The organism is Devosia sp., from assembly GCF_017744655.1.
Lineage (GTDB): Bacteria > Pseudomonadota > Alphaproteobacteria > Rhizobiales > Devosiaceae > Devosia.
Genome location: NZ_JAGIAW010000010.1, coordinates 86,128 through 101,974 on the forward strand (window position 1 = coordinate 86,128; position 15,847 = coordinate 101,974).

Annotated in this window: 13 protein-coding genes and 1 tRNA gene; 6 read left to right on the forward strand and 8 right to left on the reverse strand. The window is 62.3% G+C overall.

What is annotated here, in order from left to right; translation table 11 throughout:
- Window positions 1-37 precede the first annotated feature (37 nt).
- Window positions 38-1,141: a 2'-deoxycytidine 5'-triphosphate deaminase gene (locus J7557_RS18525; protein WP_291421507.1), complete on the forward strand. Its 1,104-nt coding sequence runs from the start codon at window positions 38-40 to the stop codon at window positions 1,139-1,141.
- Window positions 1,142-1,187: 46 nt separating this feature from the next.
- Window positions 1,188-1,261, forward strand: a tRNA-Gly gene (locus tag J7557_RS18530).
- 152 nt (window positions 1,262-1,413) lie between these two features.
- Here J7557_RS18530 and J7557_RS18535 read toward each other — a convergent pair.
- The 7 genes from J7557_RS18535 to J7557_RS18565 all read right to left on the reverse strand — a co-directional run bounded on the left by J7557_RS18535 (window position 1,414) and on the right by J7557_RS18565 (window position 9,813).
- Window positions 1,414-2,199, reverse strand: a complete 786-nt coding sequence (locus tag J7557_RS18535) for a PIG-L deacetylase family protein (protein WP_291421508.1) — start codon at window positions 2,197-2,199, stop codon at window positions 1,414-1,416.
- Between the two features lie 8 nt (window positions 2,200-2,207).
- Window positions 2,208-3,287, reverse strand: a complete 1,080-nt coding sequence (locus tag J7557_RS18540; protein ID WP_291421509.1) for a TIM barrel protein — start codon at window positions 3,285-3,287, stop codon at window positions 2,208-2,210.
- Window positions 3,284-4,909, reverse strand: coding sequence for an ABC transporter ATP-binding protein (locus J7557_RS18545; RefSeq protein WP_291421510.1), 1,626 nt, complete (start codon window positions 4,907-4,909; stop codon window positions 3,284-3,286). Before J7557_RS18545 ends, J7557_RS18540 begins: the two co-directional genes overlap by 4 nt.
- Entirely contained in the window at window positions 4,902-5,825 is a 924-nt protein-coding gene (locus tag J7557_RS18550) for an ABC transporter permease (RefSeq protein ID WP_291421511.1), read from the reverse strand. The genes J7557_RS18545 and J7557_RS18550 overlap by 8 nt, the downstream gene beginning before the upstream one ends.
- Before the next feature lie 3 nt (window positions 5,826-5,828).
- The gene (locus J7557_RS18555) at window positions 5,829-6,815 is read right to left on the reverse strand and encodes an ABC transporter permease (protein ID WP_291421512.1); all 987 of its coding nucleotides are present in this window, start codon (window positions 6,813-6,815) and stop codon (window positions 5,829-5,831) included.
- Between the two features lie 59 nt (window positions 6,816-6,874).
- Window positions 6,875-8,539, reverse strand: coding sequence for an ABC transporter substrate-binding protein (locus tag J7557_RS18560; protein ID WP_291421513.1), 1,665 nt, complete (start codon window positions 8,537-8,539; stop codon window positions 6,875-6,877).
- Window positions 8,540-8,625: 86 nt separating this feature from the next.
- Window positions 8,626-9,813, reverse strand: a complete 1,188-nt coding sequence (locus J7557_RS18565) for an ROK family transcriptional regulator (RefSeq protein ID WP_291421547.1) — start codon at window positions 9,811-9,813, stop codon at window positions 8,626-8,628.
- A 92-nt stretch (window positions 9,814-9,905) separates the two neighbouring features.
- Here J7557_RS18565 and J7557_RS18570 point away from each other — a divergent pair, with 92 nt between their 5' ends.
- From J7557_RS18570 to J7557_RS18580, 3 genes are read left to right on the forward strand one after another with little or no spacing between them, the layout of a single operon-like run.
- Window positions 9,906-11,099 carry a Xaa-Pro peptidase family protein gene (locus J7557_RS18570; RefSeq protein ID WP_291421514.1) on the forward strand — a complete coding sequence of 398 codons (1,194 nt, stop codon included), beginning with the start codon at window positions 9,906-9,908 and terminating at the stop codon, window positions 11,097-11,099.
- A gap of 10 nt (window positions 11,100-11,109) precedes the next feature.
- A complete protein-coding gene (locus tag J7557_RS18575) occupies window positions 11,110-12,051 on the forward strand; it encodes a TIM barrel protein (protein ID WP_291421515.1) in 942 nt (313 codons plus the stop codon).
- Between the two features lie 17 nt (window positions 12,052-12,068).
- A complete protein-coding gene (locus J7557_RS18580) occupies window positions 12,069-12,662 on the forward strand; it encodes a GNAT family N-acetyltransferase (RefSeq protein ID WP_291421516.1) in 594 nt (197 codons plus the stop codon).
- A gap of 194 nt (window positions 12,663-12,856) precedes the next feature.
- Here J7557_RS18580 and J7557_RS18585 read toward each other — a convergent pair whose 3' ends face one another.
- Window positions 12,857-13,294, reverse strand: a complete 438-nt coding sequence (locus tag J7557_RS18585) for a VOC family protein (RefSeq protein ID WP_291421517.1) — start codon at window positions 13,292-13,294, stop codon at window positions 12,857-12,859.
- A 270-nt stretch (window positions 13,295-13,564) separates the two neighbouring features.
- On the opposite strand from J7557_RS18585, the gene J7557_RS18590 reads away from it, so the two are divergent.
- Complete coding sequence (locus J7557_RS18590) at window positions 13,565-15,829, forward strand: TonB-dependent hemoglobin/transferrin/lactoferrin family receptor (protein WP_291421518.1); 2,265 nt, start codon at window positions 13,565-13,567, stop codon at window positions 15,827-15,829.
- The last annotated feature ends 18 nt before the right edge of the window (window positions 15,830-15,847 follow it).

Sequence of the window (15,847 nt, forward strand, 5' to 3'; positions counted from 1 at the left end):
AGGGAGAACGACCCCTGATTTGCCGGAGCATCGCACCATGGCAGAGGCCTGGCCGCAAGGCGTCTTTCCTGCACGATTGATCGAAAAGCTGCATGCGCAAGGCGCGATCGTGACGGCGCAGCCATTCGATGCCGATCAGGTACAGCCGGCAAGCCTTGACCTGAGGCTCGGCGATGTTGCCTATCGGGTGCGCTCGAGCTTTTTGCCGGGGCCGGCTCACTCCATGGTAGACCGGATCGAGGCGCTGAAACTGCATGAGATCGACCTGACGCGCGGGGCGGTGCTGGAGCGCGGTTGCGTCTATCTCGTGCCGCTGCAGGAAAGCCTCGACCTGCCAGCGGAGGTGAGTGCCTCGGCCAATCCCAAGAGTTCGACCGGGCGGCTCGATGTTTTTACCCGCGTCATTGGCGATCGGGCGCGCGGTTTTGACCAGATGCCGGCGGGATACAAGGGCCCGCTTTATCTCGAAGTCAGCCCGCGCACCTTTCCGGTGCTGGTGCGGACGGGTTCGCGCCTGAGCCAGATGCGCTTCCGCTGCGGAGATACGCGGCTTACTTCGGCCGAGCATCAGGCGCTGCATGCCAGCGATACGCTTGTCATCGGCGGTGACCAGCCGGTAGGCGAAGGTGTGGCATTGTCCATCGATCTTCAGGGCGAAGGCCGTAATGGGCTGATCGGGTTCCGCTCGAAGCGCCATACCGGTGTTGTCGATGTCGACAAAAAGAACGCACTCGACGTGCTCGACTTCTGGGAGCCGCTCTATAATCGCGGGCAACTTGAACTGACGCTCGACCCGGATGAATTCTATATCCTCGTATCGCACGAAGCCGTACATGTGCCGCCCAGCCATGCAGCTGAAATGGTACCCTTCGACCCTCTGGTGGGCGAATTCCGCGTACACTATGCAGGCTTTTTCGATCCCGGCTTTGGCCACTCCTCGGCCGGTGGCACAGGCAGCCGTGCGGTGCTGGAAGTGCGCAGCCGCGAAGTGCCATTCCTTCTCGGGCACGGGCAGAGCATCGGCAAGCTGATCTACGAAAAGCTCGCGGAACAGCCGGATCGCCTCTATGGCTCGGCGCTCGGCTCGAACTATCAGGCGCAGACGCTGAAGCTTTCGAAACACTTCAAGCCGTACCCCTGAGGGCGGCTTGACGGCTTCGCAGATTTCCCGCATCTAGTGGCGCGTCGCGGGTGTATCTCAATGGTAGAGAAGCAGCTTCCCAAGCTGATGACGAGGGTTCGATTCCCTTCACCCGCTCCAATCCCCACAAGAGCCCACCTGATGTCAGCGGTGCCACACCAGGCTCGAGCAGAGCGGGCGTGTTCCGGTGCGCGGACGTAAAGAAGGCCGAAAACGGTGATCCATTTTCGGCCCCAACTCGTCAGTCGCTTTTGTGTCGAAGCGACTACAGCTTACAGCGCGAAGAGCTTTTTCACCTCGTCGGCGGTGACCTTGCGGCCATAGTCGGCGAGCTGGAAGCTTTCGGCGAATTCGTGGCCGCCGCTCATGCCCGGCAGCGCGTACATGAATTCCGGCCAATATTTCAGGATGAAAGCACGCTCGGCGGCCCAGTCGCCGATCTTCGGGGCTTCGTTGAGGAAGCCGCGTTCGAAGGGCGCGAATTCGTAGAACTGGGTGGCGTGGGCGGCGCAGGCTTTGAGCTTGGCATCGATGGACGAGGCGACATCGAAGACGACATCGTGCCTGTGCACATCGAGGGCGCCGTAGTCGATCATTTTCAGGCAGATCGGGGCTTCGGCCAGCGGCGGCACTTCGGGGCAGATATTGCCATTGGTGCAGAAGCCGGAGGCTTCGCGCACGACCTTGCCGGCATTGCGGTTATCGAGGTGCCCCGGGCAATCGTCGTGGAAGGTGATGACCACATCGGCCTGCCAACGGCGAATGGAGGAGATGACGGCCGTGCGCAAGGCGAGGTCCGGCATCAGTTCGCCATCGTGGATATCGAGGATTTCATAGTCGAGCACGCCAAGATGGCGAGCGGCGGCATAGGCCTCGCGGGCGCGGCGGCGTTTTAGCGGATCGCGGTCCATCTGGTAGTGACCGGCATCGCCATTGGTGAGCGACATGAATTTGACGGCCACGCCACGATCGGCAAGGCGCCGCATGGTACCGCCGGTATACATTTCCGCTTCGTCGGGATGGGCTTCGATGACGAGCACTTTGAGCGGATAAAACATGGTCGGTATTACTCCTTTGCAGTAGAGGCGGCGCGCAGCACATCGGCGGCCGCCTTGAGGGTGGCGCCGCTGCGCGACACGAAACCCTCGAGTTCGTCGAGAGAGGGATTGGGTGAAAAATAGTCGTCCGGCGCGATCATCGTGCCGGCGCGGACGCCATCCTCGAAGACGCGGGAGAGGCGGATCAGCTCGAGGATTTCCCCGAGCACGGCATCCGGCTGGCGGGCCTGCCAATCGGGGTCGAAAAGCGGGATCTGGTTTTTGTCCGAGCCCCAGACATTTTCGATGGTGAAATTGGGCAGGCTGCCGGCTTCGAAGATGGCGCCGAGGACTTTGACCCAATCGATGACGCCATCGCCGCAGGCGCGGGTCTGGCGTTCGAGACCATGCGGACGCGCGAAGAGCACGATATCGCGCATGTGGGTTTTGCGCACGAAGGGGGCGAGGCGGCGCGTGGCAGCGACCGGGTCTTCGCCGCGCACCACCACATTGGCGAGATCGAGGGTGACGCCCAAGGTGTCGTCGCCCACTTGTTCGATCAGGCGGACGATTTCGGCCGTGGTGATCTCTTCGTGCGTTTCGACGGCGATGACGGCGCCGCGATCTCTAAGAACAGGCTTGAGTTTGAGCAGGAATTTTCTGGTGGCGTCGAGCTGGTCGGGCCAATCGACATCGGTGCGATAGCGGTCGATGGCATGAAGGCCCCAGCTATGGCGCTGGTAATTGGCCGTATCGCCCCAGAGAGCGGTGCAGCCAATGGCCGTGGTGGCCTCGATCATGCGGGTCATGCCGAGCACATAATCGCCCTGGCCGATATCGCGAACTTCGGGGGCTTCGGGTGTGTTGTAGGGATTGATCTTACCGAGGCCCATTTCGAGATAGAGGCCGAGTTCATCGGCGCGCTGTTTTACGGCGGCGAGGAAGCCGGCATCGAGCGTGGGTGAGACGTCGAGTACGGTGCGGAAGAAGACGCCGGCATGGCCGAGGGCGGCGCAGCGTTCGAGGAGAGCGATGGGGCCGAGTTCGGCGGCGCGCGGAAACTTTCTTCCGTCTATGCCGACGCGAAGTTCTGGAATGGTTGCAGTCATGGGAGGGCCACTTCTGGTTGGTCTGTCGGCAGCCCCAGCCCGCCGGGGACGGCGGCGATGAGGCGGCGCGTATAGTCGTGCTGGGGATTTTTGAGAACCGCCTTGGCGGACCCCTCTTCGACGAGCTTGCCGCGATGCATCACGGCGATGCGGTCGGCGATATAGCCGGCGCTGACCACGTCATGGGTGATGTAGAGCACTGCGACGCCCTGCTCATCGCGGAGGCGCGCGATGAGGTTGAGGATGTCGCGCCGGATCGAGACGTCGAGCATGGAAACCGGCTCGTCGGCCACCAGCAGCTTTGGCGAGGCGGCGAGCGCGCGGGCAAGACCGACACGCTGGCGCTGGCCGCCGGACAGCTCGTGCGGGCGACGGTCGAGATAGCTTTCGGTGGGGGTGAGGCCCACTTCGGTGAGGAGCGCGGCGACGCGGGCTTCCACATCGCGCTTGTCCGTTCCGGGCGCCGAGATTACGGCGCGGCGGAGGTGGTGGCCGATGGTATGGAGCGGATTGAGCGAACCATAGACATCCTGGAACACCATCTGCGCGGCACGTGGCGTACCGGGACGGCGGCGGGAAACCGGAACGGGTGTGTGGCCATCGACGAGGATATCGCCCGAGGTCGGACGGATGAGGCCGGTGACGATGCGCCCGAAGGTGGATTTTCCGCTGCCGGAGGCGCCCACCAGAGCAACAATTTCGCTTGGGGCGAGGCGGAAGGACATGTCGTCGACAGCCCGCAGAACGGCGCTGCCGGTGAAGGGATTGCGACCGTAGCTTTTGACGAGGTGGTGCGTTTCGAGGACGGGCGGAACGGGTCCCCGCTCGGCAACGGGTTGGATTGTCGTGAAATCGACCTTGGGCGTCGCCGAGAGCAAAGCCTTGGAATAGGGATGCTCCTGATGCTTGCGGAAGGTGGCGGTATCAGCCGCCTCGACGATCTTTCCGTCCTTCATCACCGCAATCCGGTCGGCCACGTCGAAGAGCAGCGGCAGGTCGTGGGTGATGAGGAGGACCGCAAAGCCCATGCGCTTTTGCAGGGCTTTTACCGTCACAAAGATTTCCTGCTGCACGATCACGTCGAGGGCCGTGGTCGGCTCGTCGAGAATGATCAATTGCGGCGAGAGGGCGAGCGCCATGGCGATGACAACGCGTTGCCGCTGGCCACCGGAAAGTTCATGCGGGAAAGCGCTGAGGCGGCTGGGGTCGATGTCGACCATTTCCAGCAGCTCGGCCGGCGTCTTGATGCCGCCACCGCGTTCGAGGACTTCCTTGAGCTGGGCGGAGATGCGCTTGACCGGATTGAGCGAGGTCAGAGCGTTTTGCAGCACGATGGAAGCCGTGTGCCAGCGCAGTTCGCGCACGCGATCAGAATTGGCAGTCAGCATGTCGTGGCCCGCGACGCGGATTTCGCCGCCGGTGATGACGCCCGGGGCGCGCAGCAGCCGCAGGATCGATTGGGCGATGGTGGATTTGCCGCAGCCCGATTCCCCGGCCAGGCCCATGAATTCGCCCGGCGCGATGCTGAAGGAGACTTTGTCTACCGCCGTGCGAATGCCGTCTTCGGTGGCATAGCCGACGGAGAGATTGGTGATTTCAAGAGCGGGAACGAGATCAGGCATCGCGCTTCACCGGGGTCATGAGCGAGGCGCTCGGTTTGCGGAAGCCGGCCTTTCGCAAGAGGCGATCGGCGCGGAGGCGCGGATTGCCCAATTCGTCGACGGCATTGTTGATGAGGGCGAGGGAGAAGGCCGTGAGCGCGATGGCCATGCCGGGGACCACAAAGGTCCACCAGGCGCCGCGGATCAGGGCCGAGGTATTTTGCGCCCAGAAGAGCATGGAGCCCCAGGTGACCTGGCCGCCATCGCCGAGGCCCAGAAATTCGAGCGAGGCCTGGGCGGTGATGGCAAAAATCACCTGATTGACGAAATAGGCGGCAACGACCGAACCCATATTTGGGAGGAGTTCAATGGCGACGATGCGCCAGCGGCGCTCGCCCACGTCTTCGGCGGCGGCAATGAATTCGCGTTCGCGGAGGCTCAATGCCTGAGAGCGGAAGAGGCGGGCGCCAAAGGCCCAGCCCGTGATGGTGAGCACCATGATCATGGTTGCCGGACCCGGCGTGAGGAAGGCGGCAAGGACGACGATCAGGGGCAGCGAGGGAATGACGAGGAAGACATTGGTGACGAGGGTCAGCACGTCATCGACCCAGCCGCGGAAATAGGCCGAGGTCAGCGCCACGATGAGCGCGAGCAGCGTGGTCAGAACCGCGATGGTGAAGGCGATCCAGAGTGTGTTCTGGCCGCCATAGAGGAATTGGCTGAGGACATCCTGCCCCTGCCCCGTCGTGCCGAAGGGATGGGCCCAGGAGGGGAATTCGTTGATGCCGCCGGTGGCGCGGGTGGGGTTGTAGGGGGCAATCCAGCGGGCCAGCGCCGTGCTGCCCACGAGGATCACAAGGATGACGACGCCGACGAGAACCGGGATGGACCCGAGGGCCTGACGCCGAATTTTGCCAAAAGTTTCGTAGAAGGACATGGCTCAGGCTCCCTGTCCGGCGCGGACACGCGGGTCGAGCAGCACATAGAGCGTGTCGACGAGAAAATTGGCTGCGAGCACGGAAAGCGTGATGATGAGGAAGAGCGCCTGCATCAGCGGATAATCGACGGCGCTGACGGCGCGCATGAGCGAATAGCCGAGGCCGGGATAGGTGAAGACTATCTCGGTGAGCAATTGGCCCGAGAAGACGCCACCGATCGCCGCACCGAGGGCGGTGATATTGGGCAGGAGCGCGGTGCGTACGGCGTGGGAGAAGAGCACGCGGCGGGGTTTGAGACCCTTGGCTTCGGCGAGCGTGAGATAGTCTTCGCTCAGGACGCCGATCATGGCGTTGCGCATGTTGAGGGTCCATGGCCCGAGCGAGACCAGCACCACGGTGAAAGCAGGGGCGATCAGGTGATAGAGCACATCGCCAATGCCCGAGAGGGTGAAGGGCGGCGGATTGACGCTCGAATAGGCATTGCCCATCGGGAACCACTTCAGCTTGAAGCAGAAGATGTAGAAGAGCAGCAGCGCCAGGAAGAAATAAGGGAAGGAGCCGAGGAAGAGCAGCACGGGTGGCGCGAACCGGTCAAAAATGCCGCCGCGTCGCCAGGCTGCGAGGGCGCCGAGGGCTGAACCAATGACGAAGCTCAGGAGCACTGAGGTCAGGCCGAGGAGTACGGACCAGCCGATGCCAGCCGCGATAATGTCGCTGACCTGAGCCGGGAAATTGGAGAGCGAACGGCCGAAATCGCCGCGCAGGATATTGCCGAGATAGGTCAGGTATTGCTGGAACAGCGGATCGTCGGTGAGGCCATAGGCCTGCCGCAGGGCTGCAAGGGATTCTTCGTTCAGCGTCGTCGAATAGGTGGCGACGATGGTCGAGGCCGGATCGCCCGGCGTCAGGCGCGGCAGGAAGAAGTTCACGGTGATGGCGACGAAGGCGGCCAGCACATAGAACGCCAAACGCTTAGCAATGTAGAGCATGAAAGGGCCTCCAAAGTGGGGCCCCCGCAAGCGGGAGCCCCGGTAGCGCCGAATGGGAGCTATTCAGCGCGACGTTCGAGCTTCGGCCAGACCAGCAGGGGACCATTGGTCATCTGCAGGCTCAAAGGCGCGTAAGCATTTTCTGCATTGGGAAAACCGGTGAACCGGGTGGTGTTGTAGAGGCCCCAATCCGGTTGCTCGTAAAGCGGAATAGCAGGCGCTGCTTCGTTAAACATGCCTTCAAGCTGGGCAATGATCGACTTCTGCTCGGCAGCGTCGGTGGAGGCGGCGAACTTGGCGAGAAGCTCGTCCACCGCCGGGTCGCCATAGCGCTGCTGGTTGTTCGGCGATGCCGTGCCCACCGGTTGAACCGACGAGGTCGCCATGTTGTTGCGATAGAACTCGAAGGGTGTGGCCGTACGCTGGGCGGTGCCAAGCGAGAGGTCGAACTGGCCGGTGAAGGTGGAATTGGTCCAGCTATCGGCTGTGGTCGTGCGCAGGGTTACGTCCATGCCGATATCGGCGAGGTTTTCCGCGACGATCTGGCTGGCCGAGACCCAGTCGTTCCAACCCGAGGGGACGATGATGTCATAGGCCATGGGCTGGCCATCCTTGTCGACGCGGATGCCATCGGCGCCGCGGGCATAGCCGGCATCGTCGAGCAGTTTGTTGGCCGCGTCGGGATCGATATTGACCCAGGAGGCACCGGCTTCGACGACGGCCGGATCGATCCAGTCCTTGAACGGACCTTCGGGCAGGCCGGTGGCATTGCCGGGCACGGACTTGCCCCAGACGCCGGTATTGATCATGCGCTGCCGATCGAGCGCGAGGCTCATGGCCTTTCGCACCGTCGTGTCGCCCAAGGCGCCGTCAGTGGTATTGGCGAGCAGCATCACGACGGAGGTGCGCGGCCACCAATAGCCAAAGTGTTCGGGATCGAGTGCCACGAAAGTGGTGTCCGGGTCGGGCACGAGCCCACCCCAATCGATATTGCCCGAGAGCACCGCGGCGCTGACCTGGTCATTGCCGTTAAAACCCTGGACGAAGACGCCTTCGATATTGAGGGGCTGCCAGTAATTGGGGTTCTTCGTCACCTGGTAGCGATCAGTGCCAAAGGCATCGATGGTGGTGAAGGGGCCGGTGCCGACCGGTTCTGAATTCTCGAAGGTAACGGGATCGGCCACGTCCTTCCAGACGTGCTCGGGCACGATGAACTGATCGACGATGGCGTAAAGGCCCGGCGTATAGGTGGTCGAGAAGGTGAATTTCACCGTCGTATCGTCAACGGCTTCGACGGCACTGAGATATTGACCGAAGGCGCCGGCGGCGGGGCCGATCAGGCCCGGATTGTCCTTCATCAGATTGAAGGTGAAGGCGACGTCGGCGGCGGTGAAGGCCTCGCCATCGGACCATTTGACGTCGTCGCGCAGGGTGAGCGTCAGGCTCAGCGCATCGGCAGACCACTCATAGCCCGTTGCCAGCCACGGATCGAGCTGACCCGTCGCATAGTTCTGGATCATGGTCGGTTCATACATGGTGCGGGTGCTGACCCAGCGCGCCGTGGGCGAGAAGGGATTGAAAGTGCGCGTAAAGCTGTTGCCGCCTTCAGCCACGATGCGCACGAGCTGATCGAGCGGCACTTCGGCCATGGCCGGAAGCGGCGCAGAGAGGGCCGCGACGCCTGCCAGGCCGGCCAAAGCCAGGGCGCGCAAACTTCTGGACAAGTGCCAGGGGGACTTCTTCAAACTTGAATGTCTGTGCATAAACGTCTCCGGGGAAGGCTGCTTCATCATCAGGGTGGTCCATCTCCTCACGGGAGGCCGCGTGCCGCGCTGCCTCCCGTGAACACGCGCTCACGAGCATGCTCGAGTGCGAGTTCTACGGCGCCCGCCCGCACGGCATTGCTGCTCACGGCGGTGGGAACAATTTGTGGAATGGCGATCGGCAGGCGCTTCAGCACGCCGATGACGCTGTCGCACAGCGCCCGCCCCCCGGCCCGGCCGACATCGCCGCCGAGCACGACCATTTCAGGATCGAGAATACCGATAGCGCCGGTAAGCGCCGCTGCGACCCGATAGCCAAGCTCGGCAAAGAAGGCCTCTTGCCCGTCGCGCGCCGCCTGGGCGATGGCATCGATGCTGTCGCTGCCGGCAAGACCGTATTTGGCAACGAGCGCGTCGATGGCCGAGACGTTGAGCAGGTCTTCGACGAGCGCCATGCGGACGTCTTCGCCAGGCTGGGCAAAACGATCGGGCACCATGGCGCCGCCCAATTCACCGGCCGTGCCGGTCGAGCCATGGATCAGGCGGCCGCCGATGACGGCGCCGGCGCCGACGCCATCGCCAACCCAGAGCAGGATGAAAGACTGGATGGAGGTGGCGGCGCCAAAAGTCATTTCTTCGATGGCGACGAGATTGACGTCGTTCTCGATCAGCACATGGCGATGGCCGAGCACTTCCTGCAGCGCGTCGGGGATGTGGTAGCCTTCCCAATTGGGAATCTGCTGGCCCTTGCGCAGGTTGCCCGCCGTCATATCGACAATGCCGGGGAGGCCGACGACGAGCTGGTCGATCTGCTTGATCTCGATGCCGGCTTCCTTGGTCACCGCTTGCAGGACTGCGGTGAGGCGCTCGTGAGCGTCGTAGCGTTCGCCGGGCTGCCCCTCGTGCCTGAAGGTGCCGATGATATTGCCGGCGATGTCGGCGATTGCCGCGTCTATTCCGTGCGTTCCGACATCGATGCCCGCGACGAAGGAGGCGGCGGGGTCAAGACCCCACAGACCTGCCTTGGGGCCATAGGTGCCGGCCTTTTCGCCGTCGCGGCGAATGAGGTTCACCGCTTCGAGCCGGCGCAGCAGATCGGACATGGCGGGCTTGGAAAGGCCGGTAAAGGCCTCGAGTTCCATGCGCGTTAGGGCACCCTCGCTGAGGAGGCGCTGCAGCACCGCCTTTTCATTGAGATTGCGAAGCAGCCTGGGACTGCCGGAGAGAACTTCCATCACCACTTGACCGTCTGGTAACTTTCCTTACAGTGATTAAGGTCTCATCTGAAACCGCTTGTCAAGAGACTGTCACAGGGTCGATGCCACCGATGAACACCAGAGCCCCCTCGCCTTTCGACGGCGCCTATCACGCACAAAGAATTCAACAGGGCCGAAGCCTGATGGAGCAGAAGGGGCTAGAGGCGATTCTGCTTTTTTCGGCGCCGCGCGGCCTTGCGGCAGGAACGCGGACGAGCGGAAATCTGGGCTGGTTTGCCGGGTTCAGCCCGATCTGGGCGCCGTCATTACTGGTGCTCACGGCAGACCGGGCAACGATCATTGCGCCAGGAAAGAACGAGGTTCGGCTTTTCTCGACGCGCGTCGGAGCGGCGTTTGACGTTGTAGGCGCGGGACCGGACGGGATCATGGCGACCGCATTGGAATTGCTCGGGAAGTGCCAATGGGTTGGTACGGCGGGAACCGACGAATTGCCGCCCCGCTTTGTTGCCCAGCTTGCGGCCGCCCTGCCCCAAGCCGTCGCCCTGGATGCCGAATTGCAGGCGCTGCGATTGACGCGGGCGCCGATCGAAACCGAATTGCACCGTCGGGCCAGCGCCATTTCCGATGCCATGATCGAACGCGCCTTTGCCTATGCGGCGGAGCCCGGCGCGACGCCGGCGGGCCTGATGGCGGAAGTCGAGCATGAGGGGCGCCGGCATGGTGCCGATGTCTCGCGGCTCTGGCTTTCCACTGGCCCCAAGCCGCCGGTGACCTATTTTGAAATGTTCGAATTGCCCGAAACGCTGGAACGCGGCGATCGGGTGCAGCTGGGTACCATGGTTTCCTATGAGGGCTATTTTGCCCAGGGGTTGCGTATCGGCAGTATCGGACCGGCGGACCCGGCGCTGGCTGACGCAATCGCGCGGATCGAAGCAATCCAGGACGATGCTCTGGCGCTGATGCGGCCCGGGCGGCCGGCGCATGAAATGGGCGATCTCATCGAAAGCCGGATCGACGCCATCTGCCCCTATACGCGCGAGAGCGATCCCTTCCGCTTCCAATCCTGCCATGGTCTGGGGCTCGATTATTCCGAGCCCGGCCTTGCTGCCGCGCTCGCGCCGCAGCGCGACCGGAGCCGCGATGACCATGGTCCGGTGCTTCAACCGGGCATGGTGTTTGAAATCCACCCCAATTTTTCGCTGCCCGAACTCGGTCATGTCTGCGCCGGGGATGTGGCTCTCGTCACCGAAACCGGGGCCGAATGGCTCACCCGGTTTCCGCGCGGCGTCTTTCCGATCACCTGAAGGAGTTGTCATGTACGCATTGATGCGCGGCAGCATTCCCAATGCCGGCAATGAGCCGTTCGAGGTTCTCAAAAAGGCCGCGGCTTTGGGGGCTTCGGAGGTCACCTTCTACAGCCTTTTCGAACTGAGCCCTACGCTGGACAAGGGCGCTTTGGGCGAGCTCAAGGCCGAGGCCGACCGCCTTGGTATCGCTATTGGCGCGAGCCTTGATTGGCTCAATCCGCTCCGCCTCGACCGTCACGGGCGGGAACTGGAGCTTGGCCAGGGGGAATTGTTGGGCGGCGTGGCAAGACTGCTCGAAACCGGAGCCAGCCTCGGCATGACCGACATGTTTTTTACCATCGGGACGCTGGAGGACCGGGCGGGCAATTGGGCGGCGCAACTCGATGCCGTTGGTGCGCTGCTCGCAAGCCTTCGGCCCAATCTTGCCGATCTCGGCATGCGGGCACTGGTCAAGACGCATGAGGAAATCACCTCTTATGAGTGCCTGGCTCTGATCGAGCGCGTCGGGGCCGACAGGCTCGGGGTGTCGTACGATCCGGTGAACATGCTGGTGCGGATCGAAGACCCAATCGCGGCAGCAAAACGTCTCGCGCCGCATATTGCCCAAGTGCATGTGGACGATGCGATATTGCGGCCGGAAGAGCCGGAATCCATTCGCCGCCATCTCGTGCCGGCGGGCGAAGGCATCATCGACTGGGGCGCGATTTTCGCGCTTGTGCCCGAAGCCAAGCGACTGATCGAACTGCACAATGGGCAATTCGCCATGCCTGTCTTCAACACCGACTGGCTCAAATCGCAGCCCTATATCGACCTCGGCGAATATGCGGGGCTTGTCGGCAAAGCAGTTGGCAAGCGCGAACCGGAGGTTGCGGACCAAGGCAAAAACGGAGATCGTCTCGCAGCAGCGATAGGGATTTGCGTGGCGGCAACGGCGCGCCCCAAGCAGTGAACCAATAGGGATTTTTGATGTCGCCACAGATACGCCAGGCACGCCCGGAAGACAGGGACGCCCTCTTTTCGATCTGTCTGCTTACGGCGGATGGTGGGGCCGATGCTTCAGCTCTCTATTCGGACCCCGACTATCCGGGACTGGTGTGGTCGGTGCCCTATCTCGATTTCGCCCCCGACCATGCCTTTGTGCTGGAGGATGACGGCGCCGTCATCGGCTATGTGGTCGGAACGACGGACACACAGGCTTTTGAACAGCGACTCGACGCCGAGTGGTGGCCCATGCTGGCGGAGAAATATGCCGGACGCGAGGCGGCCACCAAGCAGGACAAGAATGTTCTCGACCGCATTCGCCAGCCCAAACATGGCAATGCCTCGCTCTCGGATCGCTATCCCGCGCATCTCCACATCAACCTTTTGCCGCCGGCCCAATCGGGCGGCTGGGGCCGCAAGATGATCGAAGCAGAACTCGATTCACTGCGGAAGGCCGGCGCCAAGGCGATGCATCTCGGGCTCAGCCTGACCAATGATCGCGCCTATGGCTTTTACAAGCATATCGGGCTCAGCGAGATTGGCCGCGACGAGGCTATCTGGATGGGGATTACGCTCTAGCGTCTCGGCGCCGTCGAAGCTGATCAGCGGGTTGTTATCGAGATAGTCCACGGCCGAGCGCGTTCGCCTATCCCCTGCACATCGCCAAGCCGCCGCAGGCCGAGAGCACATTGCTGACAGTGGGAGTCGCCCCGAGAGCGTCACCGCGGCAGGTTCCGGCAGGCGCCAGAGTGTTGCGTCTCGTCGTATCGCGATCAGCGCAGTTCCTGCGCGAGTCCGATAAGGAGGCCTTCAGGTCCGCGGATGTAGCAAAGCCTATAGACGCCCTCATAGTCGACAACTTCGCCCGCGAGTTCAGCGCCGCGCTTGAACAGTCTGGTGAGGGTTTCGTCGAGATCGTCCACCGCGAACATGACGCGGAGATAGCCCAGGGCATTGACCGGTGCCTTGCGGTGATCGGCAATGACCTCTGGCCTCAGGAAACGCGAGAGTTCGAGCCGGCTGTGGCCGTCGGGCGTGCGCATCATGGCGATCTCGACATGCTGGTCGCCCAGCCCCGTGACCCGTCCGGCCCATTCGCCTTCGATCGTGGCGCGGCCCTCGAGCTCAAGGCCGAGTTCGAGAAAGAAATCGATCGCCCCGCCGAGATCAGCGACGACGATACCGACATTGTCCATGCGTTTGAGTGCCATAAAACCAGCCTACAAAGTGTCGCCCGCGCCGTAAACTCACAAAGCCGGCGACCGGAGGCAAGACGCGCCGCCTCCCCGGATCAAATTGCATATATTTGTTGACTCTATAATTCATATTAAATAGGGCTGCATTCGCGTAGCCAGCCGCCAGTCATCGCCAGCTCAGCCAGCCTCGCCTTTTCCTTATTCTCGGGGGCACCGATGAGCCGATCATTTCGGCCGGCAGAGCACAAGCGTGCTCGCCCGGCTATAACTGCGCACGCCTTGCTTTTGGCCACCGCACTTGTCTCTAGCCTGGCAACTGCAGGCGGTGCGCTGGCCCAGACCAGCGCGGCAGACCTTTCCAACACCCAGATTACGCTCCTCGAGCGGCTGGTCATTTCGGCGACACGCCAGAGCAAACGCCTGCTCGAAGTGCCGCAGACCATCACCGTGGTCACCCAGAACGATCTCGAAAATCGTGTCGTGCGCGATATGCAGGACCTCGTGCGTTATGAGCCGGGTGTGTCCGTCGATCGCCAAACCTCGATCACCAATCCCTGGGGCCAGCTCAACAGCTTTTCCATCCGCGGCATGGGTGGAAATCGCGTGCTGATGATGGTGGATGGCTCGCGCATCCAGGAACGCATCACAGACGGCAGCCGCGACTTTGTCGACACCTGGAACCTGCAGGCGGTCGAACTCGTGCGTGGCCCGAACTCGGTGCTGTGGGGCGCCGATGCGCTCGGCGGCACGGTCGCCATGCGCACCCGCGATCCCGCGGACCTGCTCGAAGGCCAGGACAAGAACTGGGCGCTGGAAGTGCGCACGGCCTTTGACAGCTACGACAATTCCTGGCGCAAGCAGGTTACCGGTGCCTATGATTTTGGCGCCGTGCAGGTGCTCGGCAGCTTTGGGCATATTTCATCCCAGGAGGCCAAGCTCACCAAGGGCGATCCCAATGGTGGTATCTGGAACAGTTGCACGCGTCCGGCCTATATCCGCTGCAACGAGCTCTTCCCGGCTGACACCAATGCGTACAACGCGCTGGTCAAGGTCGTTGTGACGCCGAATGACGATCACAAGATCACGCTGACGGGCGAGTATTTTGATCGCAATACGGTCATCCAGCAGATCTGGGATTCGAGTTCCACGCAGGGTGCGCCGACGACTACGGCGTATAATAGCACCGGTTACCCCCGTGAGCTGGACATGGAACGCTACCGTCTGGCCATCGAGCACGATTGGCAGGTCGGGACTGAGTGGCTCGACAGCGTCAAGTGGAACCTCAGCTACTCGCCGCAGCGGCGCATCACGAACAGCACGTCCTATCGCACCTACTCAAACCGCAAGCAGACCGTTTACCAGCTGCGTGACTATGGCGAGAACTTCCTTGAAGCCGACCTGCAACTGGTCTCCTCCTTTGCGGCAGGTCCGACGTTCCACACCCTGACCTACGGGTTTGACGGCGACTACACACAGACCAATTATGAGGGCCGCAACGAGACGTGGAGCTCGCTGACCAACAGCACGACTTACGCTTACAATCAGGGCTTCTCGTTCCCGAAAACGCAGACGGTTCGCGCCGACTTCTACATTCAGGACGAGATCAAATTGCTGGATGATCGCCTGACCATCACGCCGGGTCTGCGCTGGGCCAACTATCGCATCACGCCCGACGGCACGTATACAGGTCTCACGGGTTACACGCCCCAGGCGGTCAGCAGCTCGGAGCTGATCAAGAAGCTGTCGCTGCAGTACCAGTTGACCGATGCCTTCTCGGTCTATGCCGCTTATGGCGAAGGCTTCAAGATGCCCAACGCGCAGCAACTGTTCCAGTCGAGCTCGGGTATCGGCAACTTTGGCCTTGTCAATCTGGTGCCCAATCCGAACCTGAAGCCGGAATCGGTCAAGAACTATGAAGTCGGCCTGCGCGGCGAGTTCGAACAGGGCTGGTTCTCGGTGTCGGGCTTCTATTCGAAGTACTCCAACTTCATCCGCGGCCTGCAGGTCGCCCCGGGTGCCGTCCTCCTGCCCTCCGGCGACTGGTCGATGTACTGGTCCGACAACGTGGAAGCCGTCGATCTCTACGGCATCGAAGTCGGTGCAGAGTACGAGTTCTACGAGAACATCTTCGCCTCGGCCAACCTGACCTGGCAGCGCGGCACGCAGCAGGTTAGTTCCGGTGCAGCGACCACGCCATTCGATGGCGCCGTCCCGCTGACCGCCGTTCTCGGCCTACGCTACGAGATGCCGGAACACGGGCTCGAGTTCGAACTGCTGACCACGCTGGCGGCCGGCCCGACCGAGCGCGCGTCGGCCACGGCCTTCAAGCCCGATGGCTATGCCCTTCTCGACGGCTACGTCACCTGGAAGCCGACTGAAAATGTGGAGGTCAATTTTGGTGTCCAGAATATTTTCGACACCCGCTACTTCCCGAACACCTTGACAGGCTACGCCACGACCGCTCCGGCCAATGTCGCGGCCCAGAATCCGCTCGAAGGCCAGGTTGGTCCCGGACGGACGTTCAAGGTCGGCACCACGGTGCGCTTCTAAGGCACTCGAAAGGGACGC

Coding starts and splice junctions, on each gene's coding strand:
- J7557_RS18545 (WP_291421510.1), bottom strand. CDS start 4,909: ATGCCTGATCTCGTTCCCGCTCTTGAAATCACCAATCTCTCCGTCGGC.
- J7557_RS18570 (WP_291421514.1), top strand. CDS start 9,906: ATGAACACCAGAGCCCCCTCGCCTTTCGACGGCGCCTATCACGCACAA.
- J7557_RS18540 (WP_291421509.1), bottom strand. CDS start 3,287: ATGACTGCAACCATTCCAGAACTTCGCGTCGGCATAGACGGAAGAAAG.
- J7557_RS18525 (WP_291421507.1), top strand. CDS start 38: ATGGCAGAGGCCTGGCCGCAAGGCGTCTTTCCTGCACGATTGATCGAA.
- J7557_RS18555 (WP_291421512.1), bottom strand. CDS start 6,815: ATGCTCTACATTGCTAAGCGTTTGGCGTTCTATGTGCTGGCCGCCTTC.
- J7557_RS18535 (WP_291421508.1), bottom strand. CDS start 2,199: ATGTTTTATCCGCTCAAAGTGCTCGTCATCGAAGCCCATCCCGACGAA.
- J7557_RS18575 (WP_291421515.1), top strand. CDS start 11,110: ATGTACGCATTGATGCGCGGCAGCATTCCCAATGCCGGCAATGAGCCG.
- J7557_RS18580 (WP_291421516.1), top strand. CDS start 12,069: ATGTCGCCACAGATACGCCAGGCACGCCCGGAAGACAGGGACGCCCTC.
- J7557_RS18550 (WP_291421511.1), bottom strand. CDS start 5,825: ATGTCCTTCTACGAAACTTTTGGCAAAATTCGGCGTCAGGCCCTCGGG.
- J7557_RS18565 (WP_291421547.1), bottom strand. CDS start 9,813: ATGGAAGTTCTCTCCGGCAGTCCCAGGCTGCTTCGCAATCTCAATGAA.
- J7557_RS18585 (WP_291421517.1), bottom strand. CDS start 13,294: ATGGCACTCAAACGCATGGACAATGTCGGTATCGTCGTCGCTGATCTC.